This is a genomic window from Dactylosporangium sp. CS-033363 (genome assembly GCF_050942475.1).
Lineage (GTDB): Bacteria > Actinomycetota > Actinomycetes > Mycobacteriales > Micromonosporaceae > Dactylosporangium.
Window position 1 is genome coordinate 9715394 of the sequence record NZ_CP192032.1, and the last position, 24073, is coordinate 9739466.

Genomic DNA, 24073 nt, shown 5'->3' on the forward strand with positions numbered 1-24073 from the left:
CCATGACCGTCCGCAAAGTGGACGGGCTACCGTGCATGGTTGTGTACCGGTTTCTCGCGTCGCCCCGGTGGCTCGGCTACGCCGCGCTGACCTTGGCCGCGGCGGCGGTCATGGTGCTGCTCGGCCTGTGGCAGCTCGACCGCTACCACCAGCGTGCGGAGATCAACGCCCGGATCGACGCGGGCACCTCCGCCACCCCGGTGGCGCTGACGGACGTCGTCGGCGCGCCGCACGGGGGCGCCGGGACGGTCGGACCGGAGCCCGCGGAGCACTCCGAGTGGACCCGGGTCACCGTGACCGGCCGCTTCGACCCGCAGCACGAGATCCTCGTCCGCGGCCGCACGGTCGAGGGCGCCGTCGGTTTCGAGGTGCTCACGCCGCTCGTGCTGCAGGACGGCACCGCGGTCCTGATCGACCGCGGCTGGGTCCGGCCCGCCTCCGCCGGCGCCTCGACCACGCCCGACGTGCCCGCCGCGCCCTCCGGCACCGTCACCGTCGCCGGCCGGCTGCGTCCCCCGGAGAGCCGGGGCGGCCGCCCGCAGGAGGTCTCCAGCCACGCGGAGATCCGCCGCATCACGCCGAGCGCGATCGCGCCCACCATGCCGTACGCCCTGTTCGACGCCTACGTCAGCGCCGACGAACCCGCCCCGGGCTTCGTCGCGGTGCCGGCCGAGAAGCAGAACGCCCTGCAGAACGCGGGCTACGTCCTGCAGTGGGGACTGTTCGCCGCCATGACCCTCTACGGCTTCGTCTACCTGGCCCGCCGCGAGGGCCGCGGCCCGCGCCCGGACGACCTGCTGGACGACGATGACGAAGAAGAGGACGAGGACGAGGACAGGGACCAGCTGCACGAGGCCCCGCGCTGAAGCCCTACGACCCGTGCGGCGCGCCCTTGTGGATGGCGCGGACGGCGTCGATCGTGTCGGCCTCGGCGGGGGTCTTGTCCTCCCGGTACCGCAGCACCCGCGCGAACCGCAGCGCCACCCCGCCCGGGTAGCGGGGCGAGGTCTGCACCCCGTCGAAGGCGATCTCGACCACCAGCTCCGGCCGCACCGTGACGACCCAGTCGGACTCCGAGACGGCCAGGGACTGCAGCTTCTCCGTCTGCCAGCGCAGCATCTCGTCGGTCATGCCCTTGAAGGTCTTGCCGAGCATCACGAACCCGCCGGTCTCCGGGTCGCGGGCGCCCAGGTGGAGGTTGGACAGCCAGCCCCGCCGGCGGCCGTGGCCCCGTTCGACGGCCAGGACCACCAGGTCGAGCGTGTGGCGCGGCTTCACCTTGACCCAGGCCCCGCCGCGGCGGCCCACGTCGTACGGCGCCGAGACCGACTTGAGGACCAGTCCCTCGTGGCCGGCCGCGACCGCCGACGCGAAGGCCTCCTCGGCCTGCTCGGGCGAGTCGACCATGGTGCGGCCGACCCGCAGCGGCTCGGGTACGACCCGCTCCAGCGCCGCCCACCGCTCCCCCGCCGGCCGGTCGAGCAGGTCCTCGCCGTCGAGGTGCAGGACGTCGAAGAAGAACGGGTGCAGGATCGACACCCCGTCGCGCCGGGCCGCGCGGCTGGAGGTCTCCTGGAACGGCAGGGCGCGGCCGGTGCCGGGATCCACGCCGACCGCCTCGCCGTCGAGGACGATCGCGGCCGCGTCCAGCGCCGCGACGGCGGCCACGACGCCGGGGAGGCGGGCGGTGATGTCGTCGAGGCTCCGGCTGTACACAGAAATGGTCTCGGCGCTTTTGTGGACCTGGATCCGGATGCCGTCGATCTTGATGTCGGCGGCCGCGGGGAGGCCGGTGCCGGTCAGGGCCTCGGTGGCGTTGGGCGCGCTGGAGGCGAGCATCGGGGCGAGCGGGCGGCCGACGGTGAGCCGGTATGCGTCCAGGGCCGCGGGTCCGTGCAGGAGCGCGTCGGCGGCGACGGCCTTGAGATCGCCCGCGAGCAGCAGGGCGCGGCGCACGGCGGTGGAGGGGATGTCGGCGGCGCGGGCGACGGCGTCGGCGAGGAGGCCGGCCTGGGCGCCCTGGCGCAGTTCGCCGCTGAGCAGCCCGACGAGGTGGCCGCGCTCCACGTCGGTCGCGGCGCCGAACAGGGCGTCGACCTCGGCCCGGCGGGCGGCCTGCGAGCCCTTGCCGGCGAGGGCGGCCATGCGTTCGAAGGCCAGGTCGACGTCGCCGACGCTCAGCGACGGCTCGGCCGCCGGCGGGGGCAGGTCGCGCAGGCTCGCATAGCCCACCCCGGTCTGGCGTTGGCGCAGCTCACCGGCGAGATAGCCGGCCCCCGCGGCCACCGTCCGCCCGTCCCCGGAGGCGGCCAGGTCGCGCAGCGCGGCGGCCAGCAGGTCGATCTTGGCGTTGCGCGCGCTCGTCGCCGCCACCGCCCGGGACACCTCTGCCAGCCGCTCGAATCGCATACCGGGATTCTCGCGCAGGGGTACGACAAAAAACGGGTTCAGGCCATCGCGCGGGCGTAGGCGCGGCGGATGCAGTCCAGCACCCAGCCCATCCGGCTCACGGCGGTGTCCGGGTGCTCGCCGAACTCGTGCGCGACCAGCGCGGCGCACCCGCGCGGCCCGTGCCGGCGGACGCTGACCATGACCGCCTCCCGGATGTGCTCCGGATCAAGCGGGTCCGTCGACTGCACGTCCGACACGAACAGTGCCTCCGCGCGAACGTGTTCGAGCAGCTGTGGCGTCATGCTGTGCTCCCTTCGCTGCCTCAAGTCCACGCTTCGCGCAGAGCACGACCGTGCCCGTCGGGTTGCAGACAGGGTTGGATCCGCTTGACCAAATGACGGAAAATAGCGGTGTGAATACGTTCCGTGAGCGCAGGTCGGCCCCGGCACTGCTCGACGCCGGCGTCGCGGCCACCGCTGCGGGCCTGCTCAGCTGGGCATTCCTCGACCGGCGGGGCGCCCTGCTGGTGGTGCCCGCGGTGCTGCTCGCCGTGATCGCGCTCCCCCGGCCGCGGCTCCCCCGCCCGGCCGGCCCGCTCACCCTGGTCCTCGGTGCGCTGTTCGCTCCGGGTGTACTGCTCGTGCAGTACACCCGCGGCAGAACGCACGACGTCCCGGTTGTCGCGGCCGTCAGCGCCCTGCTGTTCCTGCTGGTCCTCGGGCGCATGGCGGCGGAGATCGCGCGCCAGCACCGGATCGCGGCCACCGACGCGCTGACGGGTCTGGAGAACCGGCGCGCCTTCGAGGAGCGCCTGCGCGACCTGGCCCCGGGCCGCCCGGCCGCCGTCGTCCTGCTCGACCTCGACCGGTTCAAGCGCATCAACGACGCGTTCGGCCACCCCGCGGGCGACCGGGTCCTGCGCACGGTCGCGGACACGCTGCGCGCGACGTCCGGCCCGGGCGTGGCCGTCGCCCGCTACGGCGGCGAGGAGTTCGCCCTGCTCGTCCCGGGCGCGGACGCCACCCGCGCGGCCGACCTGGCCGACCGGGTGCGCGCGGCGATCGGCGCGGCCGCGCTCGACCTGGGCGATGGGGTGCTGCGCTCCGTGACCATTTCCGCCGGTACCGCCCTGCTCCCCGCCGACACCGCCCACCCCGACGAGCTGATCCCCCTGGCCGACCGCGCCCTCTACGCCGCCAAGCGCACCGGCCGCGACCGCGTCGTCGCGAGCGCCACGGCGACGCGCGACTGGATCGCGGTCGACGAGGCGGGCCCGAGCCGCCCGCCGGCCGAGACCGAGGACTGGCCCGCGCCACTGCCGCGCCCGCGCCGCACGAAGCTCGAGGCCGCCTGACGAACCGCTAGCCCGCGCGGGCGGCGCCCAGTTCGAGGCGGCCCGACAGCAGCGGCGCGATCTCCACCGGCGGCACCGGGCGGGAGAACAGGAAGCCCTGCGCGTGCTCGCACCCGAGCGCCCGCAAGGTGGCCGCCTGGTCCTCGGTCTCCACGCCCTCCGCGACCGTCTGCAGGGACAAGCCGCCCGCCAGCTGCAGGATCGCCCGCATCAGCGTGGTGTCGACCGCCGTGGCCAGGAAGGTGCGGTCGATCTTCAGGACGTCGACGGGCAGGTGGACGAGGTAGGCGAGGGAGGAGTACCCGGTGCCGAAGTCGTCGATCGCGACCCGTACCCCGTCCGCGCGCAGCGTGTCCAGGCGGGCGGTCGACTCGGCGTCCGCGACCAGGGTGCTCTCCGTCACCTCCAGCACCAGCGCGCTCGCCGGGAGGCCGCCCGCCGTCAGGGCCGCGCGGACGCGGTCCACGAAGTCCGGCTCGCGCAGCTGGTGGGCGGCCACGTTGACGGTCACGCTGATCCCGGACCGCTCGTGCCATTCCCGGGCCTGCGCGCACGCGCGTTCGAGGACCCACCAGCCCAGCGGCACGATCAGGCCGGTGGCCTCGGCGACGGGGATGAACACACCGGGTGGGATCGCCTCCGCGCCCGGCGGGAACCAGCGCAGCAGCGCCTCCACGGCGGTGATGCGGCCGTCGGCGAGGCGTACGACCGGCTGGTAGTACACCTCCAGCTCGCCCTCCCGCAGCGCCCGCCGCAGCCCGGCCGCGAGCTCGCGCTGGCGGTCGGCGGCCGTGCGCAGGCCGGCCTCGAAGCGGACGATGCGGTCCCGGCCGCCGTCCTTGGCCGCCTGCAGGGCCAGCCCGGCGTCGCGCAGCACCTCGGCCGAGCTGCGCCTCCCGTCGGCGACGACCAGGCCCGCGCTGCCGGTGAGGTAGACGGTGCGCTCCTCGAGGCGGTACCCGGGCCGCAGCCGCGCCAGGGCCCGCTCGGCCGCGCCGGACGGGGCCGCGCCGCGCCAGACGGCGGCGAACTCGTCGTCGCCGAGGCGGGCCAGCAGGTCGGCCTTGGGCAGCGCGGACCGCAGCCGCCGGGCCACCTCCAGCAGCAGCGCGTCGCCGGCCGCGTGCCCGAGCTCGTCGTTGATCGCCTGGAAGCCGTCGAGGTCGAGCAGCATGAGGGTGAGGTCGGGCCCGCGTACCGGTCCGCGCCCGTCGAGTACCGCCGTGAGCAGCGCGCGGTTGGCCAGGCCGGTGACCGGGTCGGTGGTGGCCCGCTCCCGCAGGGCCCGCTCCAGGCCGCGCCGCCGCTCGGAGGAGTGCTCCAGCGAGGAGGCCAGCCGCCGCGACCGCGCGCGGAGCAGCAGCACGGCGACGGCGGCGGCCGCGAGCGCGACGCAGCCGGCCAGCAGGGACGAGAATTCGTGCAGCAGCGCCGGTACCGCGGCCAGAAACGCCGCCCCGGCCACCCACACGGCGACGAGCAGCCCCGTCTCGCGGCCCACGAGCCCGGGCCGCCGCGGACCAGGGCTCGGCTTGCGACGCACACACGAATGCTATCGGGCAAATGTCCGATATTTCCGACTTAACGGTCAACACGCTGATGGCGTCGTCAACGTCCCCGTTGACGCGACGTACACCGTACGTCTAACGTCGATGACGTACACCATACGTCCACGGGGTACGACGTACGTCAACGGAGGCCGCGATGCCCGACAACCTGCTGCACCGCCTCGTCCACCGAGTTCCCGGGGTCCCGGAGCACCGGGAGAACCGGCCGCACCGGCACGCCCACGCTTCGCGGAACCACACCCACGACCGCCCGCCGCGCGTGCTGGTCGGCTGGCAGCGCCGCATCGCCGCCCTGTTCGGCCGGCGCTAGACGATCATGCCGAAAAACCGGAGTAATCCGACATAAACCCTGTCGGGGTATAAATCCGATAAGTCGCGGCGCGTCAGCGCCCGACTTATCGGCACGAAAAAGGGCGCCGCGGCCCAGGAGGAAGCCGCGACGCCCTGTCTACGAAGAATGCAAGAAAAACTAGCTCCGCCAGTCGAAGCCCTGCTCCACCACGACCTTGTCCGCCGTAGCCGTGATCCGATCCGCGAACTTCTTCGCGTGGTGGCCGCAGAAGGCCAGGTCGCCGGCGGCACCGAAGGTCACGATCGCCTTCGCCGCGGCGCCGCAGCTGTCGCAGCGCTCACCTGCCAGCTCGGGGACGACGTGAACGGCCGGGCGCGAGATCAGCATCGGGGTCATCTCAGTCTCCTCGAGGTCGCGACGGGGAAGTTGCGGTCCGATTTGTGGCTTATCCGTGTCTTGCGTCGTACCTGACCAACATTACGTTCGCCGGATTTGACCGCCTAGTTCGGAAGCGTTGGCATTGGGTCGCCAGTCGGTTGCCACCTCTGTCCGTTCGTCTGATGCATCACTGGGGCGCTTCACATACCCGCTCGGCAACATTTCGACACCAGGCCCCCGGAAGGGTGGCACTGAGCGTGGCGCACACGGCACAAATCCACAGTGGACAGACCCGCCGGCTGGCGCACAACCCAACGGCAACTTGCGGCGAACCAGGGGCGTAACCCGGACTGCCGAATCTTGTGGAGGTCCGGATGACAACGCCGGACGCAATACCTGATCCACAGGATTCCACCAGCCACGGAAGGGCTTTGAATAGATGATTCGCCGCAACGCCCGCACATTCATGCCGATCGCCGCGCTTGCGCTGGGTGCCGGTTTCGGCCCCATGATCCACAGCGGTGCCGCCGCCGCTGCGGAGACGACCGACGTCGTGCGCTCGGGCGCCGCGGAGGACACCTACAGCTCCTCCACCCGGCCCACCTACAACTTCGGCGCCGCCCCGACGCTGGCCGTCGGCCGCAACGCCGGTGACACGCTGACCGGGTACGTCAAGTTCAAGGTCGGCCCGCTGGGCACCGGCACCGTCAAGGGCGCGAAGGTCACGCTGACCCGCGACGCCGCCAAGGCGCTGCCCGCCTCGGTGTCGCTCAGCCGCGTGGCCGACACCGCGTGGACCGAGAAGTCGCTGACCGGCAAGACCGCCCCGAAGCTGGGCGCCGTGGTCGCCACCGTGAAGCCGTCCGCCACCGCCAACGCCGTGACGTTCGACGTCAGCTCGGTCGTCAAGGGCGCCGGGACGTACACCTTCGCGATCACCTCCACGGTCGCGAACGCCCAGGCCCGCTTCCGCTCGGCCGAGGCCACCACCGGCCAGCCGGCGCTCGACGTGAACGTGGCCCGCCCGGTCGCGACGAAGCCGGCCACGCCGACCAAGCCGGTCGCCACCACGCCGGTCACCACCCCGACGACCCCGGTCACCACGACCCCGACCACGCCGGTCACCACCACCCCGACCACCCCGGCCAACTGCAAGGTGGACGTCAAGCTCGTCCCGACCTGCGGCGTGCTGTGGGGCGCGGCGGCCGGCGGCTTCTCCGACGTGCCGCGCGACGAGGCCCTGAAGACGTTCGAGGCCAAGTCCGGCCGGACGTCGACGATCTACCACACGTACCACAAGGGCGACGAGGTCTGGCCGACCAAGGACGAGATCGCCATGACCAACGACCCGGCGCACCCGCGCACCCTGATGCTGAACTGGAAGGTCGGCTACGGCACCACGTGGGCCAAGGTCGCCGCCGGCGCGCAGGACGCCCGCATCGACAAGGCCGCCGCCTACCTCAAGGCCAACTTCGCCACCAAGCCGTTCTTCCTGGTGCTGCACCACGAGCCGGAGAACGACGTGAACCCGGCGGCCGGCTCCGGCCAGACCGCCAAGGACTTCGCGGCCATGTTCCGCCACACCGCGCTGCGCCTGAAGGCCGACGGCGTCACCAACGCCGTGTTCACCGTCGCGTACATGAACTACGAGAAGTGGAACAACACCGCGTGGTGGGGCGACCTGTACCCGGGTGACGACGTCGTGGACTGGGTCGGCGTGGACACGTACAACAACGCCGAGAAGGGCGCGTTCCACTACGGCGACTTCAACTACCTGATGAACCGCACCAACGACCCGAAGTTCCCCGGCTTCTACACCTGGGCCACCACCAAGCACCCGAGCAAGCCGATCATGGTCGCCGAGTGGGGCGTCTACGACTCGTCGAAGACGGTCCAGGGCAAGAACAAGGCCGACGTGTACGCCACTGTGCTCCCGCAGCTCGCCAAGATGCCCCAGATCAAGGGTCTGGTGTACTTCGAGACCGCCAAGGACCAGAGCGGCCACGACATCCGCATGGACGACACCCCGGAGGCGCTCGCCGGCTTCAAGAAGATCGCCGCCGACCCGCGCTTCGACGTGCAGCTCTGATTCCCGGTTCCCCCCGGTGAGTGAAGGCCGTCAGGACGAAATGCCCTGGCGGCCTTCGCCATTTTCCTCAACATTCGCGCGAAACCGTTCGGCAACCGGCGGCAACCGGGGCCGGCCAGCGCGGCCGGAAGCCCGGCAACTGCCCTGCTACCTGCGTGGTCCCGGAGCAACCACCCGGGTGCCGCAATCTTGTTTCAGCAAGGAAATGCACCACTGAATCTCGGCAAATCTTATGACGCAACGATATGCCGGCTAACCGTAAAGGGATGCAGACATAATGACGAAGAACATCGCCCGTCGCGCCATTACCGGAATCGTCCTCGGCACCGCCGCCTCGGCCGCTACCGCTTTCACGTTCGGCGCCGCCGCCTTCGCCGCGCCGGCCCAGGGCACCGTGCAGAACACGGACGCCCCGGGTGCGCTCAAGGACCAGTACATCGTGGTCATGAAGGACGGCAGCTCGACGACCTCGGACGCCCTCGCGGGCAAGGTCGGCGGCAAGGTCAAGGACCGTTTCGACAGCGCGGTGCGCGGGTTCTCCGGGCAGATGAGCGCCGAGGGTGCCCGCCGCCTGGCGGCCGACCCGGCCGTCGCCTACGTCGAGCAGGACCGCCGCGTGCAGGTCGAGTCGACCGAGTCCAACGCCACCTGGGGCCTGGACCGCATCGACCAGAAGGCGCTGCCGCTGGACAAGAACTACACGTACGGCCCGGCGAGCAACGTCACGGCCTACATCATCGACACCGGCGTCCGCATGACGCACAGCGAGTTCGCCGGCCGCGTGCGCTCCGGCTACGACTTCGTCGACAACGACGCGGACGCCAGCGACTGCCAGGGTCACGGCACCCACGTGGCCGGCACCGTCGGCGGCAAGTCCTACGGCGTGGCCAAGGACGTCAAGCTCGTCGCGGTGCGCGTGCTGGACTGCTCCGGCGGCGGCTCGTACTCGCAGATCATCGCCGGCGTCGACTGGGTCACCAAGAACGCCGTCAAGCCGGCCGTGGCGAACATGAGCCTCGGCGGTTCCGCGGGCGCCACCCTGGACAACGCGGTCAAGAAGTCGATCGCGTCCGGCGTGACCTACGCGGTCGCCGGCGGCAACGACTCCGCCAACGCCTGCACCAAGTCCCCGGCCCGCCTGCCGGAGGCGATCACCGTCGGCGCGACCGACAGCAACGACACCCGCGCCAGCTTCTCCAACTTCGGCAACTGCCTCGACATCTTCGCGCCGGGCGTGAACATCACCTCCAGCTCGAAGGCGTCCGACACCGGCACGCAGAAGATGAGCGGCACCTCGATGGCCACCCCCGAGGTTGCCGGTGCGGCCGCCCTGTACCTGGCCGCGCACCCGACCGCCACGCCGCAGCAGGTCCGTGACGCCCTCGTCGCCGCCGCCACCAACGGCGTCGTGAAGAGCGCGGGCAGCGGCTCGCCGAACAAGCTGCTCTTCACCGGCACGCTGGGCGCCACCACCCCGGCCGCCCCGGTGACCACCCCGGCCACGCCGACCACGCCGGTCACGACCCCGGCCACGCCGGTCACCACCCCGGCCACCCCGGCCACGCCGAGCACCCCGGCCACCTGCACCCCGGCCGTGAACAGCACGCCGATCGCGATCGCCGACCGCGGTACCGTCGCCAGCAAGCTCGTCGTCGCGAACTGCGCCGGCACCGGCTCCAAGACCGCCACCGTCAAGGTCGCGATCAACCACGCCGACCGCGGCGACCTGCGCATCGACCTGATCGCCCCGGACGGCACCGACTACAAGGTCAAGAGCTCCATCGCCGCCGACGACGTGGCCTTCGGCACCGCGACCTACACGGTCGACCTGTCCTCCGAGGTCCGCAACGGCACCTGGACCCTGCAGGTCAAGGACGTCTTCGCGGGCGACGCCGGCACCCTGACCGGCTGGACGCTGAACGTCTGACCCACAAGAAAACAGCGATAACGAGGGCCCTCGCCGACTTCGGCGGGGGCCTTCGCCATTCCCGCAAATCACCCGCAAAGGGTGCGAATCGGCCGTACGGTGTGGTCATTCCAAGAAGCTCTACGGCGAGGGGGACCACCATGAGCACCGCCCGGGAATCGATCGAGGTGGCCGTACCGGTGGCAGTGGCCTACGAGCAGCTCACCCACTTCGAGAACTATCCGCAGTTCATGTCCGGCGTCATGAGCATGGCCCCGATCGACGCCTCGACCGCGCACATGGTGCTCGACATCGGCGGCACGCGGGCCGAGTTCGACGCGCGGATCACCGAGAGCCGCACGGACGAGTTCCTGTGCTGGGAGGCCACGGACGGCCCGCAGGTCATCGAGGCGCTGCGGCTGGAGCCGATGGCCGGGGACATGACGCGGGTCATCGCCGAGCTGCAGATCGACGCGCGCGAGCTGATGCCCGCCGAGGAGCACGCGGTGGAGGTGCTCAACCGCCGGCTCAAGGCCGACCTCAAGGGCTTCAAGCGGTTCTGCGAGGAGTCCGCGCAGACGGCGGCGATGCGTACCACCGCGAACACGACCATCACGGCGAGCGGCACCGGCAGCAGCGCCCCGACCCGCGAGATCAAGCCGTCGCCGGCGAACATGCCCGGGGCGCGGCCGAACCCGGGGACCGTCGCGCGCGGCATCGCCTCCGCCTCCGGCATCACGCACGCGGCCAACGAGCGGCCCGCGCAGCCGATGCCGACCGGCGGCAACCTCGGCGGGCACCACGCGCCCGAGCGCGCCTCGCGCACGCGGCCCACGCCGCAGCAGCCACTCTGACCGCCATCAGGCACACGGGGCGTCGGCCAACGGCCGGCGCCCTTTCGCCATATTTCGGGATATCAACCGTATATGCCGCATAAGATCGAGATATGACCGCGATCCTGGTCGCCGACGACGACATGGACATCCGGGACCTCGTCGCCTTCAAGCTGGAGCAGGCGGGCTACGACGTGGTCGCGGTGGACAACGGCCTGGCCGCCCTCACCGCGGCGACCGAGAACCCCCCGGACCTCGTCGTGCTCGACGTCATGATGCCCGGCATGTCGGGCATCGACGTGTGCCGGCAGCTGCGCCAGGAGCAGGGCACCAAGGCCCTGCCGATCATCCTGCTGACCGCGCGCGCCCAGGAGGGCGACGTCGAGGTCGGCTTCGGCGCCGGCGCGGACGACTACATCGTCAAACCCTTCAGCCCGCGGGAGTTGGTGAGCCGGGTCGAGGCGGTCCTGGCCCGCATGCGCACGTGACGCTCGCGAGCGCCGCGCTGGTGGCGCTGATCGTCCTGCTCTTCGCCGCGCTCGTCTTCGGTGGCCTCATCGTGGTCGGCCGCACCGTGCGCGGCTCCCGCGAGGCCCGGCGCGCGCGGCTCGCCAAGCCCGCCCGTCAGCTGCTGCTCGCCATCGCCGCCGGCGACGACGACCCCGCGCAGATCGAGGAACTGGTGCGCCTTCCCGAGGACGTCTGGCTCGCCGTCGAGCCGAGCGCGATCGCCCTGCTGGGCAAGGTCCGCGGCGAGGCGCACACCGCGCTCGTGGACGTCTTCGAGCGCCGCGGCGCCGCCTGGCGGGCCCGCAGCCAGCTCAAGCGGCGCGACCCGGTCGCCCGGGCGCTCGCCGCCGAGGTGCTGGGCAACCTGGGCCGCAAGGACGCGCTGCTGCCGCTGTGCGACCTGCTCGGCGACCCGGACGCGGACGTGCGCGTGGTCGCGGCGCGCTCGCTCGGGCGCATCGGCGACGCCGGGGCCACCCAGCCGCTGCTGGCCACGCTGCCCAGCCGCCGCACGGTGCCCGCGCACGTGGTCGCAACCGCCCTGACCCGCCTCGGTACCGCCGCCCAGGGCGCCCTCCTCGCCGCCCTCGACGACCCGCGGGCGCCGATCCGCGCCTGCGCGGCCGAGGTGCTCGGGCTGATCGGCGCGGCCGGCGCGACCGTGCGCGTGGAGAGCGCGCTGCGTGCGGATCCGGCCGTCGAGGTCCGCGTCGCGGCCGCGCGCACCCTGGGCCGGCTCGGCACCCGCACCGCCCTGGCCCCGCTGCTGGACGCCCTGGAGCCCCAGCACCCGCCGGTCCTGCGCGCGGAGGCGGCCAAGGCCCTCGGCGAGCTCGGCGCGGTGAGCGCGGCCCCGAACCTGACGGCGCTGCTGGCCGACGAGCAGTACGCGGTCGCCCACAACGCCGCGCGTTCCCTGCTGCGGCTGGGCAACGCGGGCCGGGCCGCCCTGGTCGCGACCGAGCACCGCGCGCACGTGCGGCCGCGGCACAGCGCCGACCCCGACGAGGAACCGGACCCCGACATCCTGCTGAGCGCCGCGCACGCCCGCGAGGCCCTGGCCGCCGCCGAGCTCGACGACCGCCGCAAGCAGCTGGTGCCCTAGTGGTCGCCGACTGGGTCCGGGACGTCCTCGCGGTGACGGACGTCTTCATCCTCACGTACTTCCTGCTCATCAACAGCAGCTACCTGGTGCTCATCGTGCTCGCGGGCGCCGAGTTCGTGCATCACCTGCGGCGGATTCCGTTCGCCGGGCACGAGGAGACGTACCGCAGCCCGCTCACCGAACCCGTCTCGGTGCTCGTTCCCGCGCACAACGAGTCGGCCGGCATCGTGCAGTCCGTCCAGGCGATGCTCGCCCTGCGCTACCCCGTCTTCGAGGTCATCGTCATCGACGACGGCTCCACCGACGACACCTTCGAGCGGCTGCGGGAGGAGTTCGGACTCGTCGAGGTGCCCCGTGTCGTACCGGATGCGACCCCGACCCGCGGCGGCATCATCTCCATCCACGTGCCCCGCGACCGGCCCGACCCGCTCGTGGTGGTGCGCAAGGAGAACGGCGGCAAGACCGACGCGCTCAACACCGGCATCAACGTCGCGCAGCATCCGCTCGTGTGCATGGTCGACGCGGACTCCATTCTGGACCCGCAGGCGTTGCTGTCCGTGGCCAAGCCGTTCTCCGACGACCCGGTGCGCACGGTCGCGTCGGGCGGCGTCATCCGCGTCGCCAACGGCTGCACCGTGGTGGCGGGCCGCATCGTCGACGTCAAGATGCCCCGGAACTGGCTGCCGCGCGTGCAGGTGGTCGAGTACCTGCGCGCGTTTCTGCTCGGGCGCACCGGCTGGTCGCGCATCGGCGGGCTGCTCATCATCTCCGGCGCGTTCGGCATCTTCCGCCGCGAACTGCTCATCGAGGTCGGCGGGCTCGCGCACGACTGCATCGGCGAGGACGCGGAGCTGGTGGTGCGGCTGCACAAGCACCTGCGCCGGCAGAAGCGCGACTACCGCATCGTGTTCGTGGCCGAGCCGGTCTCCTGGAGCGAGGCGCCCAGCACGCTCAAGGTGCTGGGCAAGCAGCGCCGCCGGTGGCACCGCGGGATCAGCGAGATCCTCGGCAAGCACAAGAGCATGATCCTGAATCCGCGGTACGGGCGGATCGGCATGGTCGCGATGCCGTACTACGTCCTGTTCGAACTGCTCGCGCCGCTGATCGAGCTGGCCGGCGTGATCCTGGTGCCGCTCGGGCTGTACGTCGGCGCCGTCAACGCGCGCTTCGCCCTCGTGTTCATCGCCGTCGCCTACGGCTACGCGCTGCTGCTCAACCTGATCGCGCTGACCGTGGAGGAGTACTCGTTCCACCGCTACCACCGGTGGACGGACCTGGTCGCCTCGGTGCTCGCGTCCATCCTGGAGAACGTCGGCTACCGGCAGCTCACCGCCCTGTGGCGGGTCATGGGCATGTGGTCGGCGATCCGCGGGAGCAAGCACGTGTGGGGCGAGATGACGCGGACGGGCTTTCAGACGGTACAGACGCAGGCTTTTGAACAGACGGCGCAGGAGCCGGCTAAAGCCAGAGAGGACGCGCGCGCGGAATCCGGATCGTGAACGTGGTGCCGTGCCCGAGCAGGCTGTCCACGGCGATCTCGCCGCCGTGACCCTCCACAATGGTCTTCGTGATGGCCAGGCCGAGCCCGGCGCCCTGGACCGCCTCGCGCACCGCGAACGCGCCCCGGAAGAAGCGCGTGAACAGCTGCGGCTGCTCCTCGGGGGCGATGCCGACGCCGTTGTCGCGGACCTTGATCTCCACGTGCTCGCCCTCGACCCGCGCGGTCAGCTCGACCAGCCCGCCGTCGGGGGTGAAGTTGACGCCGTTGACGAGCAGGTTGGACAGCGCGCGCTGCAGCTGCTCGGGGTCGGCCTCGACCGCGCCCAGCTGCCCCTCGACGGCCAGCACGAGCCGGTGGCCGCGGCGCTTGGCCCGGGGCTCCACGGCGGCGCACGCGGCCGCGAGCACCTCGTGCAGGTCGGTCTCGCGCAGTTCCAGGTCGAAGACGCCGGCCTCCACCTTGGAGATGGTGAGCAGGTCCTCGACGAGCGCGCGCAGCCGGTCGGAGTTGCGGCCGATGACGCCGAGCATGCGCGTCTGCGCGGAAGTGAGCGGTCCGGCGTCGCCCGACGTGAGCACCTCGAGATGGCCGATCACGTTCGTCAGCGGCGTGCGGAACTCGTGCGACACGGTGGCCACGAAGTCGCTCTTGGCCACGTCGAGCTCGCGCAGGCGGGAGACGGCCTCGCGCTCGTGCTCGTACGCGTGGCGCAGCGCGTCCTCGGTGCGCTTGCGGTCGGTGATGTCGTGCACGAACGCGTTGAACGTCCAGCCCATCATCGGGTCCTGCACCGCCCACACGGCGAGCTCGACGGGGAACTCGTAGCCGTTGGCGTGCCACGCGGTGATCTCGATGCGGTTGTCGAGGACCCGCTTCTCCCCCGTGGTCAGGAAGCGCCCGACGCCCATGTGGTGCGCCTCGCGGTACTGCGGCGGCACGATCGTGTCGGCCAGCCGCCGGCCGATCGCCTCCTCGCGGGACAGCCCGAACACCTTCTCGGCGGTCGTGTTCCAGGAGGTGATCATGCCGCCCTCGTCCATGGCGACGAACGCCTCGACGCAGCTGTCGAGGATGCGCTCCAGCCGCTGCGCGCCGAACAGCAGCGCCTGGCGCGCGGCCATGCGGTCGGCGACCCGACCGAGCTGGATGCCGACGTCGGACATGATCTCCAGCAGGCCGTGGTCGGGCGCAACCGGCTCGCGGGTGAAGAACTCGAGCACCGCGGCGACGATCCCGCGCCCGGTGATCGGGAAGGCGATGGCCGAGCCGACGCAGTCGACGGCCGGTCGCACCAGCGCGGGCTCGGTGGTCACGTCCGCGATCCACTGCGGGCGGCCGGTCTTGGCGGCCCGCCCGACGATCCCGGCACCCAGCGGGAAGCGCACGTCCTCGCTGGCCTTGCGCAGCTCGGCGAACTCCCCCGGCACGTCCTCGTGCCACACGTCGGTGGAGACGAAGACCCGGCGGTCGCGCTCGTCCGGCAGGCACAGGTGGCCCACGGGCCAGCCGGTCGCCGCGCAGACCGCGTTGATCACCGGGAGCCCGGCGTCACGGATGTCGTCGGCTTCGTTCGCGATCCGCGTCGCCTCCTGCAGGAGTGAGACGAGGACGAGTTCGCGATCCTTCGGCACACCTTGATCCTAAATGCCGGACCCGCCGCCATTAGCCCGTTTCAGGCGAACGACGGCGGGTCGGAAAGCGAACCCCGGCAGCTCAGACGGCCGCGGCGGCCCCCACGACGCCGGCCGCGATCTCCCGGACGTACCGGTACGCGCCGACCTCGCTCGCCCGCACCGCGTCGCTGGCCGCCACGAGCCGCACGCCCGCGTCCGCGCACGCTTGCACCAGGCGCAGCCCGGGCAGCCGGTGCCGCTCGCTGAGCTCGACCACGGTGCCGTTGGCGCGCAGGGACTCGACCAGCTCGGCGAGCGCGGCGTCGGGCACCGCGGCCTCGTCGATGCCGGCCCGGATCAGGAAGTCCAGCGGGCGGGCCAGCCGCGTCGGCGCGTAGCGGGACACCCGCTCGACGGCCAGCCCGGTGACGGTGACGACCTGGTCGATGACGTCCAGCGCGCGCATGGCGCCGGACTCGATCTGCGTCCGTACCGCGTCAGGGCTCAGCAGCCCGGCCGCCAGCGGCAGGCGGTTCAGCCCGACCGAGATGACCTCCAGGCCGCTCAGGTCGGACGGGAACGCGAGCCAGCCGTCGATGCCGATCGCCTCGACCTCGACGCCGCGGCGCAGCACGACGTCGGTGCGCTGCTGGGCGCGCTGGATCGACGACAGGTACGGGGGCAGCCAGCTCGTGTCCGGGCCCACGCGGTCGGCGAAGACGAGCTCCGTCAGCCCGGCCTGCTCGGCCGCGGCGACGAGCACCGAGACGCTGTCGCGCCCGGACGAGAACGCGGTGTGGACGTGTCCGTCGGCGGAGAGGTCGATCATGTGGGCGACTCATTTCGTGGTCGTCGTGGCGGGACCTTCTCAGATTCGCCACCACGGGTCGCGACGACCGTTCCCGCCTGGGTGCGGCTCGGTTGAGCGGCGACATGTCGGGCTCGTCCCTCGCCGCGACATGTCGGATTTATACCCGGTCAGGCGATAAATCCGACATGTACGCTGAGAGGTCGGCTATTCGGCGCGATCCATGACCGGCCGGCGGTACCGGTAGCCGAAGCCTCTGACGGACTCGATCGGCGAGGCGTCGGGGTCCGTCCAGCCCAGCTTGCGCCGCAGCCGCAGCACCGCGAACTTGACGCGCTCCGGCCCGATCCCCGTCGGGTCGTCCCACGCCTGCGCGAGCAGCTGGTTGGGCGACAGCACCGCCCCGGCGTGCCGGACGAGCACGTTCAGCAGGCGGAACTCCGTCGGCGTCAGGCGCACCTCGTCGCCCGCCACGAAGGTGCGGCGAGCGGCGGGGTCGATGCGCAGGACCCCGTCGTCGTACACCTCGTCGGCCCACGACGCCGGCCCGGCGCTGCGCCGCAGCAGCGCCTCGACGCGGGCCACCAGCTCGGCGTTGGTGAACGGCTTGGTCAGGTAGTCGTCGGCCCCGCCGCGCAGGCCGCGGACCTTGTCGGACTCCTGCCCGTGCGCCGTCAGCAGCAGCACCGGTACGTCACTGACGTCCCGCAGCCGCTCCAGCACCTGCCAGCCGTCCATCCCGGGCAGCCCGATGTCGAGGATCACGAGCTCCGGGCGCTCGGTGTAGGCGTCCCTCAGCCCGGTCCGGCCGTCCTTGGCGTGCGCGACCTGATGGCCCGCTCGCGTCAGGAGCAGGCGTAGCGCCATGGCGATATCCGGATCGTCCTCGACGACGAGAAGTCGGCTCACGATCATCCCCCATTTCGTGCCGGTCGCGTGGGCAACGACAGCGTGACCGTCGTGCCGACCCCTTCAGTGCTGGCGACGCTGATGCTGCCGCCGTGTAACTCGACGATGGCCCGGCTGACGACCAGCCCGAGTCCCGTGCCGGGCATGACCTGCCGCCCGACCGCCGCGGTCACGTTGGAACCGCGGAAGAACGCGCTGAACAACCGCGGCAGGTCCGCGGCCGGGATGCCCACCCCGGAGTCGGCGACGGCGACGCTCCAGCCCTCGCCGTCGGGGCCGGGCCAGGCCTTCACCGTGACCCGCCCGCCGCTGGGCGTGAACTTCACCGCGTTGCTCACCAGGTTGTCCACGACCTGGTGCACGCGGGTGTCGTCGCAGACGATGTCCGGGCCCTCGGCGCACTCGAGGACCAGGTCGATGCCGGCCGCACCGGCGGCCGGGATGCGCTCGGTCACCGCGACCGTGAGCAGCTCCGGCAGCCGGGTGGGCGTCGGCTTGAGCTGCAGGGTGCGCGCCTCCAGGCGGGACAGCAGGAGCAGGTCCTCGATGAGGCGCAGGAGGCGGTTGGCGTTGCGGTCGATGACGGAGAGGTACGTCTGCTGATCCTCGGAAAGCTCGCCGCTCGTACTGTCGCCGAGCAGGTGCGAGAACGCGACCACCGACGACAGCGGCCCGCGCAGCTCGTGGGAGACGCTCGCGATGAACTCGTTGTTGAGCGCGGTCGCCTCGACGAGGGCCTGATTGCGCTCTTCGAGGCCCCGGCTGCGCTCCTCCAGGCCGCGGCGCACGGCCACCCGCGCGGTGACGTCACGCAGATGGATGAGCGTGCCGCCGTCCGTGCCGCCCGGGCCGGCCGGACCGGTGACGGGCACCAGGTCCAGCTCCAGCACCCGGCCGTCCTCGAAGGCGAGCTCCTCGCCGATGACGGCCCGGCGGGTCCGGAACCCGATCCGCAGGCGGTCGACGTGCGCGGACGCGTGGCCGAGCCGCGCGATGGTGCGCTCGATGACCTGGGCCCAGTCGAGGGGCTCGGCGTCGTCGGGGTCGTGCTCGGGGCTCACGTCGAGCATGCCGGTGTCCAGCAGCTTGTGCGCGGCGCGGTTGGCCAGGCACACGTGGCCGCCCTCGTCGAGCATCAGCAGCCCGTCGTCCATCGTCTCGACCAGCCGGGCCAGGCGCTGCTGCTCGACCCGCGCGGCCCGCTCGGCGTCGCGCTGGGCGGTGACGTCCAGGCCGAAGAAGACCACGGCGCCGACCTCGTCGTCGTCGACGAAGCTGCGCGCGCCGACCTCGACGATGCGCCAGCGGCCGTTGACCGTGCAGACGCGCAGATCCACCGCGTGGTCGGGCACCCGGCCCGCGCAGCACGCCAGGAACAGCGCCACCGCGGCCGGGCGGTCGTCCGGGTGCACGATGTCGAGCAGCCGGAAGTCGGCCGGGCAGAGCCGGTCGTAGCCGAGCACCTTGGTGAACGAGTCGGACAGCGCGCTCCAGCCCCGGGCCGGGTCGACCAGCACGATCATCGCGCGGGCGCCGGTGGTGATCGCCCAGGCGACCGGCGAGCCGTGCATCGGCGGGGGCGGCACCGCGCGGCACGGCTGCGCGAGGGCGCGGTCGGCCGCGGCGGCGATCTCGGAGGCGGCCGGCAGCAGCTCGGCCCGCGCGGGCGCGGCGCTGAACTCGACCCGCAGCTCCTGGCCCCACTGCGCCGGCCCGACGGGCAGCCGGTCGAGCAGGTCGAGCTCCCCGACGGCCGGCAGCACCGCGGGGACGATGTCGGCCGTGCGCACGCCGGAGAAGCACCGCAGCTCGGCCACGAGCCGCTGCGCGTCCACCACGGTGGCCGCGTTCGCCGCACGGACGACCAGGTCGACCACGGCGCCCTCGATCAGGCCCGTGTCGACCAGGCGGTCGGTCTCTCCTCGCAAAGCACTCCTCGCCGGCAGCGAACGCGGCATTCGTCGCTTACTGTCGGTACACACATATCCTACGCAATGTAATGACATGTCCTGTAACGTTTCCGGAGGACCGAGCGGGTGCTGATGGACGACGAAACGGCTGACAGTCCGGCCGCCACCGACCTGGCCCAGCTGCGCACGGAGTTCATCCGCGTCGCCTCGCACGAGCTGCGCACGCCGCTCACATCGATCATCACGTTCGCGACGATGCTCGAGTCGGTGGACGAGACGCTGCCGCTCACGGCCGCGGACCGGCAGGCGGCGATCGGCGTGATCCGGCGCAACGCCGAGCACATGCAGGTCATCGTGGCCGACCTGCTGCTGCTGTCCAGCCTGGAGACGGCCGAGACGCCGCTGGACGTCGCCCCGCTGCGCGTCTCCGAGCTGCTGGAGTTTCCCGGTGTACCGCTGCGTTGCGGCGACGGACCGGACCTCATGGGCGATCGGGTGCTGCTGCACGAGCTCCTGCACACCGCCGTGCAGATCGTCGCGCTCACGGGAGCGGCCGAGGCCGAGGCGCACTACGCCGACGAGCGCTGGCACGTCACGATTTCCTGCGCCACCGGTACCGCACTGACGGCCGAACGGCTGCTCTCCATGCGCATTCCACACCCCGAGCGGACCGGCGAGCACCGCACCGGAGCGCTCGCCCTGATGCTCGGCCGCGAGATCGCCGCCCGGCACGGCGGCACCATGGTCACGTCGGTCGACCGGCCAGGTGTGACCGTCCGGATCGCCCTTCCCCTGCGTTTCCCGTGACCTGCAACTTTGCGCGCCTATGGTCGGCCGCATGAGCACGTCGTCGTTCATCAAGCCGCGCACGTTCCCGGTCCCGGAGAACGAGCCGGAGCGGCTCAGAACCCTGGCCGAGTACGGCATCGTGGGCGGTCCCCCGCTGCCGGACCTGCCGTCGGTGGTGGAGCTCGCGGCGTACGTGTGCGGCGTGCCCAACGCCGTGGTGAACCTCATCTCGGCGTCGCAGCAGATCCAGATGGCCGCGTTCGGGTTCGAGGGCAACGTGTGCGACCGCGGGGACTCGATGTGCGCGATCAGCATGGTCGAGCCGGAGACCGTCGTCGTGCGCGACGCCACCCAGGACCCGCGCTTCGCCGACAACCCGTTCGTCACCGGCGTGATCCACGACGTGCGCTTCTACGCCTCCTCGCAGCTGCGCAACCGGGACGGCCACGTGCTGGGCACGCTGTGCGTCTTCGACACCGAGCCGCACGACCTGAGCCCGGACCAGCGCGAGGGCCTGGACAAGCTGGCCCGCATGGTCATGGACGTGATGGACCTGCACCGGCACGGCCAGCTGCTGGAGGTGGCGCTGGACAAGGTCCACCGCACCAGCCGCGAGCTGCAGCGCTCCAACTCATCGCTGCAGCACTTCGCCGGCCAGGTCAGCCACGACCTCAAGAACCCGCTGACCGGCGTGCTCGGCTTCGTGGCCATGCTCTCCGAGATCCCGGCGGTCGCGGCCGACCCGGACGGCAAGCGCTGCGTGGATCGCGCGCTGTCCTCGGCCACCCGCATGTGGCGCATGATCGAGGACGTCCTCTCGCACGCCTCCCTCGGCGGCCGGCCCACGTTCACCGAGGTCTCCCTGGATTCGATCGCCCGCCAGGTGGTCGAGGACGTCGGCACCGCGATCGCCGCCTCCCAGGCCGTGGTCGAGATCGGCCGGCTGCCCACCGTCGTCGGCGACGCCACCCAGCTGCGCGTGCTGATCCAGAACATGGTGAGCAACTCGCTCAAGTTCCGCGACCGCGGCCGCGAGTCGCACATCGCGCTCACCGCCGATGAGTCCACGACCGGCTGGACGCTGAACATCGCCGACAACGGCATCGGCATCGCACCCGAGGACCGCCCGCGCGTGCTGGAGATGTTCACCCGGCTGCGCACCGACGTCGAGGGCTCCGGCATCGGCCTGGCGACGTGTCAGCGCATCGTCGAGGCCCACGACGCCACCCTCGTCATAGACGAAACACCAGGCGGCGGTACCACCATGCGCATCACACTGCCGAAGCCCGCCGATCAGGTTCGGCTGGCGCTCGTCTCCTGAGCGCCGCCGATGCGCGCCGCCACGTCCGCCCCGGCGGGCGCGGTCAGGCGCGGCCGGCGCTCGTCTCGTAGGCGGTTTCGATTCGCTCTTCGACGTCGTCCCAGTCCGGGGCGGTCAGCCGCATGCCGATCCAGCCTCGGTGTCCGACGTAGGGCGGCCGGAAGTACACCTGCGGATCTTGCTCGATGAGCAGCTCCTGCACGCCCTCCGGCGCGGCGGCCCACAGGTGCGGGAAGTCGTTCTGGTGGTGCCCGTCCGGCCACAGCTGCACGAACGCCTTCTTCCGGCGCTTGAACAGCGGCGTGCCGTGGCTGACGTGCTCGGTCACCTCCGGCAGCGCGAGGCAGATCGCGCGCACCCGTGTCACCAGGTCCGACATGCGCTTCAGCCTAAATGAGGACGAGTGTCGGCCGGTGTCCGATTGTCCTCCGGTGCAGCACGGGTGCCGACGAGCGCAGGTCCATTGCAGCCTCTAGCTGCCTCCCTTCTCCCGCTGCGACGCTGGTCGGGCAACAGCATTTGCCCAGGCCACACCCCAGTTTAGGGAGACCCAAGATGACGATCCGCCTGGTCGCCGTCGACGAACACGTCCTTCTCCGCCTCGGTCTCAACCGGGTCGTGGCCACGGTTCCCGACATCACCCTCGTCGGCGAGGCCGGCAGCGCGGCCGAGGCCGAGCGCGTCGTCGCCGAGACGCACGCCGAGGTCGTGACGATCGACGCCTCGCTCGCCGACACCGACGGCATCTCGCTGGCCCGCAAGCTGCGCGCCACGAGCCCGGACCTGGGCGTCGTGCTGCTGAGCGCGGTGAGCGACGACAACCTGCTGTACCGGGCGCTGGACGCGGGCCTGTCCGCGTACGTCACGAAGGCCGCCCCGATCTCGTCCGTCCTGGCCGCGATCCGCCACGCCGCGGTCGCCCCGCACTCGTTCACCGCGCCGGGCCTGTCCTCCGCCCTGCAGCGCCGCCGCGGGCAGACCGGCCTGCTGAGCCAGCGGGAGCAGGAGGTGCTGTCGCTCATGCGGGACGGCCTGTCGCTGCCCACGATCGCACAGCGGCTGGCGGTGTCGGAGGCGACGGTCAAGACGTACGTGTCGCGGCTGTACTCCAAGCTGCGCGTCAACAACCGCTCGCAGGCGCTCATGGCCGCGGTCAACCAGGGGCTGCTGGTGTCGGCCGACGCCGCTTGAAGGGAATGAAAAGCTTCGGCCCGGCTCCTTCCCCCCGGAGCCGGGCCGAACTCTTTCCTGCGCGTTTTGTTACGCCGGCATCGTCACCCGTTGCGCGTTCGTGGCGTTGCCGTTTTTGCGCTCACGCCGGCATCGTCACCCGTTGCGCGATTGTGGCGTTGCCGTTTTGCACTCACGCCGGGATCGTGACCCGTTGCGCGTTCGTGGCGTTGCAGTCCCAGATCTGGAACTGGGTGCCGTCGGTGGTGCTGCTGTTCGGGTCGTCCAGGCAGCGCCCGGACGCCGGGTTGCGCAGCGCCTGCGTGCCGGACGCGTACGTCCACTGCTGCGCGCCCGTGCCGTTGCAGTCCCACAGCTGCAGCTTCGTGCCGTTGGCGGTGCCGGCCGACGTGACGTCGAGACACTTGCCGAGCGCCCGCACCGTGCCGTCACCCGGGAACGTCCAGTTCTGCGCACCGGTGCCGTTGCACGTCCACACCTGGATCTTCGTGCCGTTGGCCGTACCGGAGGCGTTCACATCGACGCACTTGTTCAGTTGCGCGAGTTTCACGGGCCCGGTCTTCGAGCCGCCGCTTGACCCGCCGCTGGTGAGCAGGAACCGGTTGTTGGCCGTGTTCCAGTGCGTCGCGAGGTACGACCCCGCGGGCGGGTTGGTGTTGAAGTAGTCGTCCTTGTTGCAGTCCAGCCGGTTGTCCTGGGCCTGGTCGCCGCAGACGATGCGCATGACGGTGCCGGGCCCGTCGTTGTAGCACATGATGTCGTAGTCGTCGGTGCAGTGGCCGTACGCCGTGTGGTTCGGCGAACTGCTCATCACCGCACCCATCGCATGCGTCAGCTCGTGCGCCGCCGGCCCGGAGCTCCAGCAGCCCGAGTCCACGCGGCTGAAACTGGCCCCCGAGTTGTTGTAGTTCTCCTGCCCCGGCCGGTCGTCAAGCGTCACGTACGCCACGCCGCACAGCGCGGTCGCGTCCACGTACATGAGGTACTTGCGATCGGTCCGGTTGTACCCGGCCGCCTTGATCGCGTTGACCGAGTTGCCGAAGTCGCTCAGCGCGCTGTTGGCGATGGCGACACTGGTGACCGAGATGTTGCACGAGCTGTCGGTCACGAACCGGATGTGCCGCACGCCCCCGGTCTGCGCGGCGCTGGCGTTGTAGATGTCGTCCACACCCTGGGTCCAGGTGCGGATGGAGCTGAGGTACTGCCCGAGCCGGTCGGCATTGCTGGACCCGCGCACGTACAGCACCTGCACCCGGTTGCCGGACTGCCCGTCCCCGTCACAGACGATGTTCGCGGCGGCCGCGGCCTGGGTGACACTCTTCGCCTCCGCGAGCGGCGCGACGGACTTGCTCACATCCATGCCGGCGAACGCCGCGTCGGGCCCGTGCGTACAGGCGCCGGGCACGTTCTTGACCTCGAACAGGCCCTTGCAGCGCCCGGTGCCGACCTTGAACCCGTCGTAGTTGAGCCCCCGCGCGTGATCGTTGGCCGGGATCGTGGGATCCGGCGGCCCCTGCTGCTGTTGCTGCGCCCACGCGGGCGCCGTACCGATACCGACGACGAGCAAGGCCCCCGCCACAATGGCAAGAACCTTGCGCCGCGGCC

Annotated in this window: 22 protein-coding genes; 12 read left to right on the forward strand and 10 right to left on the reverse strand. The window is 71.6% G+C overall.

Annotated features, from left to right (window positions below):
- The first annotated feature begins 41 nt into the window (after positions 1-41).
- Positions 42-866, forward strand: a complete 825-nt coding sequence (locus ACQPZ4_RS44795; RefSeq protein ID WP_433050789.1) for an SURF1 family cytochrome oxidase biogenesis protein — start codon at positions 42-44, stop codon at positions 864-866.
- Positions 867-870: 4 nt separating this feature from the next.
- On the opposite strand, the gene ACQPZ4_RS44800 is transcribed toward ACQPZ4_RS44795, so the two are convergent.
- Together ACQPZ4_RS44800 and ACQPZ4_RS44805 are read right to left on the reverse strand one after the other, a co-directional pair.
- Positions 871-2409, reverse strand: coding sequence for an ATP-dependent DNA ligase (locus tag ACQPZ4_RS44800; protein WP_433050792.1), 1539 nt, complete (start codon positions 2407-2409; stop codon positions 871-873).
- Positions 2410-2447: 38 nt separating this feature from the next.
- A complete protein-coding gene (locus tag ACQPZ4_RS44805; protein ID WP_433050795.1) occupies positions 2448-2693 on the reverse strand; it encodes a hypothetical protein in 246 nt (81 codons plus the stop codon).
- A gap of 110 nt (positions 2694-2803) precedes the next feature.
- Here ACQPZ4_RS44805 and ACQPZ4_RS44810 point away from each other — a divergent pair, with 110 nt between their 5' ends.
- Entirely contained in the window at positions 2804-3745 is a 942-nt protein-coding gene (locus tag ACQPZ4_RS44810; protein ID WP_433050798.1) for a GGDEF domain-containing protein, read from the forward strand.
- A 7-nt stretch (positions 3746-3752) separates the two neighbouring features.
- Here the strand turns inward: ACQPZ4_RS44810 and ACQPZ4_RS44815 are convergent, their stop codons facing one another.
- On the reverse strand, positions 3753-5288 hold the full coding sequence (locus ACQPZ4_RS44815) for a putative bifunctional diguanylate cyclase/phosphodiesterase (RefSeq protein ID WP_433050801.1): 1536 nt from the start codon (positions 5286-5288) through the stop codon (positions 3753-3755).
- A gap of 161 nt (positions 5289-5449) precedes the next feature.
- Here ACQPZ4_RS44815 and ACQPZ4_RS44820 point away from each other — a divergent pair, with 161 nt between their 5' ends.
- Positions 5450-5623, forward strand: coding sequence for a hypothetical protein (locus ACQPZ4_RS44820; protein WP_433050804.1), 174 nt, complete (start codon positions 5450-5452; stop codon positions 5621-5623).
- Positions 5624-5782: 159 nt separating this feature from the next.
- Here the strand turns inward: ACQPZ4_RS44820 and ACQPZ4_RS44825 are convergent, their stop codons facing one another.
- Positions 5783-6001 carry a DUF7455 domain-containing protein gene (locus tag ACQPZ4_RS44825; protein WP_433050807.1) on the reverse strand — a complete coding sequence of 73 codons (219 nt, stop codon included), beginning with the start codon at positions 5999-6001 and terminating at the stop codon, positions 5783-5785.
- A gap of 421 nt (positions 6002-6422) precedes the next feature.
- Here ACQPZ4_RS44825 and ACQPZ4_RS44830 point away from each other — a divergent pair, with 421 nt between their 5' ends.
- The 6 genes from ACQPZ4_RS44830 (at position 6423) to ACQPZ4_RS44855 (ending at position 13925) form a co-directional block, all read left to right on the forward strand.
- The gene (locus tag ACQPZ4_RS44830) at positions 6423-8072 is read left to right on the forward strand and encodes a CBM96 family carbohydrate-binding protein (RefSeq protein ID WP_433050810.1); all 1650 of its coding nucleotides are present in this window, start codon (positions 6423-6425) and stop codon (positions 8070-8072) included.
- Between the two features lie 277 nt (positions 8073-8349).
- Positions 8350-9999, forward strand: coding sequence for a S8 family serine peptidase (locus ACQPZ4_RS44835; RefSeq protein WP_433050813.1), 1650 nt, complete (start codon positions 8350-8352; stop codon positions 9997-9999).
- 140 nt (positions 10000-10139) lie between these two features.
- Positions 10140-10832 carry an SRPBCC family protein gene (locus tag ACQPZ4_RS44840; protein WP_433050815.1) on the forward strand — a complete coding sequence of 231 codons (693 nt, stop codon included), beginning with the start codon at positions 10140-10142 and terminating at the stop codon, positions 10830-10832.
- Between the two features lie 92 nt (positions 10833-10924).
- Positions 10925-11299: a response regulator transcription factor gene (locus ACQPZ4_RS44845; protein ID WP_432978563.1), complete on the forward strand. Its 375-nt coding sequence runs from the start codon at positions 10925-10927 to the stop codon at positions 11297-11299.
- Positions 11296-12426, forward strand: a complete 1131-nt coding sequence (locus ACQPZ4_RS44850; RefSeq protein WP_433050818.1) for a HEAT repeat domain-containing protein — start codon at positions 11296-11298, stop codon at positions 12424-12426. Before ACQPZ4_RS44845 ends, ACQPZ4_RS44850 begins: the two co-directional genes overlap by 4 nt.
- Positions 12426-13925 (forward strand): glycosyltransferase, encoded by a 1500-nt coding sequence (locus ACQPZ4_RS44855; protein WP_433050821.1) that lies wholly within the window; start codon positions 12426-12428, stop codon positions 13923-13925. The genes ACQPZ4_RS44850 and ACQPZ4_RS44855 overlap by 1 nt, the downstream gene beginning before the upstream one ends.
- On the opposite strand, the gene ACQPZ4_RS44860 is transcribed toward ACQPZ4_RS44855, so the two are convergent.
- From ACQPZ4_RS44860 to ACQPZ4_RS44875, 4 genes are all read right to left on the reverse strand, one after another.
- The gene (locus ACQPZ4_RS44860; RefSeq protein WP_433050824.1) at positions 13885-15558 is read right to left on the reverse strand and encodes an ATP-binding protein; all 1674 of its coding nucleotides are present in this window, start codon (positions 15556-15558) and stop codon (positions 13885-13887) included. The genes ACQPZ4_RS44855 and ACQPZ4_RS44860 overlap by 41 nt on opposite strands.
- A gap of 82 nt (positions 15559-15640) precedes the next feature.
- Complete coding sequence (locus tag ACQPZ4_RS44865) at positions 15641-16369, reverse strand: hydrolase (protein WP_433050827.1); 729 nt, start codon at positions 16367-16369, stop codon at positions 15641-15643.
- A gap of 186 nt (positions 16370-16555) precedes the next feature.
- Complete coding sequence (locus tag ACQPZ4_RS44870; RefSeq protein ID WP_246655778.1) at positions 16556-17263, reverse strand: response regulator transcription factor; 708 nt, start codon at positions 17261-17263, stop codon at positions 16556-16558.
- The gene (locus ACQPZ4_RS44875; RefSeq protein WP_433050830.1) at positions 17260-19185 is read right to left on the reverse strand and encodes a PAS domain-containing sensor histidine kinase; all 1926 of its coding nucleotides are present in this window, start codon (positions 19183-19185) and stop codon (positions 17260-17262) included. The genes ACQPZ4_RS44870 and ACQPZ4_RS44875 overlap by 4 nt, the downstream gene beginning before the upstream one ends.
- A 114-nt stretch (positions 19186-19299) precedes the next feature.
- On the opposite strand from ACQPZ4_RS44875, the gene ACQPZ4_RS44880 reads away from it, so the two are divergent.
- Both ACQPZ4_RS44880 and ACQPZ4_RS44885 read left to right on the forward strand, forming a co-directional pair.
- Positions 19300-19974 carry a sensor histidine kinase gene (locus tag ACQPZ4_RS44880; RefSeq protein WP_433050833.1) on the forward strand — a complete coding sequence of 225 codons (675 nt, stop codon included), beginning with the start codon at positions 19300-19302 and terminating at the stop codon, positions 19972-19974.
- A 31-nt stretch (positions 19975-20005) separates the two neighbouring features.
- A complete protein-coding gene (locus tag ACQPZ4_RS44885; protein WP_433050836.1) occupies positions 20006-21277 on the forward strand; it encodes a sensor histidine kinase in 1272 nt (423 codons plus the stop codon).
- 43 nt (positions 21278-21320) lie between these two features.
- Here the strand turns inward: ACQPZ4_RS44885 and ACQPZ4_RS44890 are convergent, their stop codons facing one another.
- Positions 21321-21656, reverse strand: a complete 336-nt coding sequence (locus ACQPZ4_RS44890; RefSeq protein WP_433050839.1) for an MmcQ/YjbR family DNA-binding protein — start codon at positions 21654-21656, stop codon at positions 21321-21323.
- A gap of 176 nt (positions 21657-21832) precedes the next feature.
- On the opposite strand from ACQPZ4_RS44890, the gene ACQPZ4_RS44895 reads away from it, so the two are divergent.
- Positions 21833-22468, forward strand: coding sequence for a response regulator transcription factor (locus ACQPZ4_RS44895; protein ID WP_433050842.1), 636 nt, complete (start codon positions 21833-21835; stop codon positions 22466-22468).
- 172 nt (positions 22469-22640) lie between these two features.
- Here the strand turns inward: ACQPZ4_RS44895 and ACQPZ4_RS44900 are convergent, their stop codons facing one another.
- Positions 22641-24047 (reverse strand): RICIN domain-containing protein, encoded by a 1407-nt coding sequence (locus ACQPZ4_RS44900; RefSeq protein WP_433050845.1) that lies wholly within the window; start codon positions 24045-24047, stop codon positions 22641-22643.
- Positions 24048-24073 lie beyond the last annotated feature (26 nt).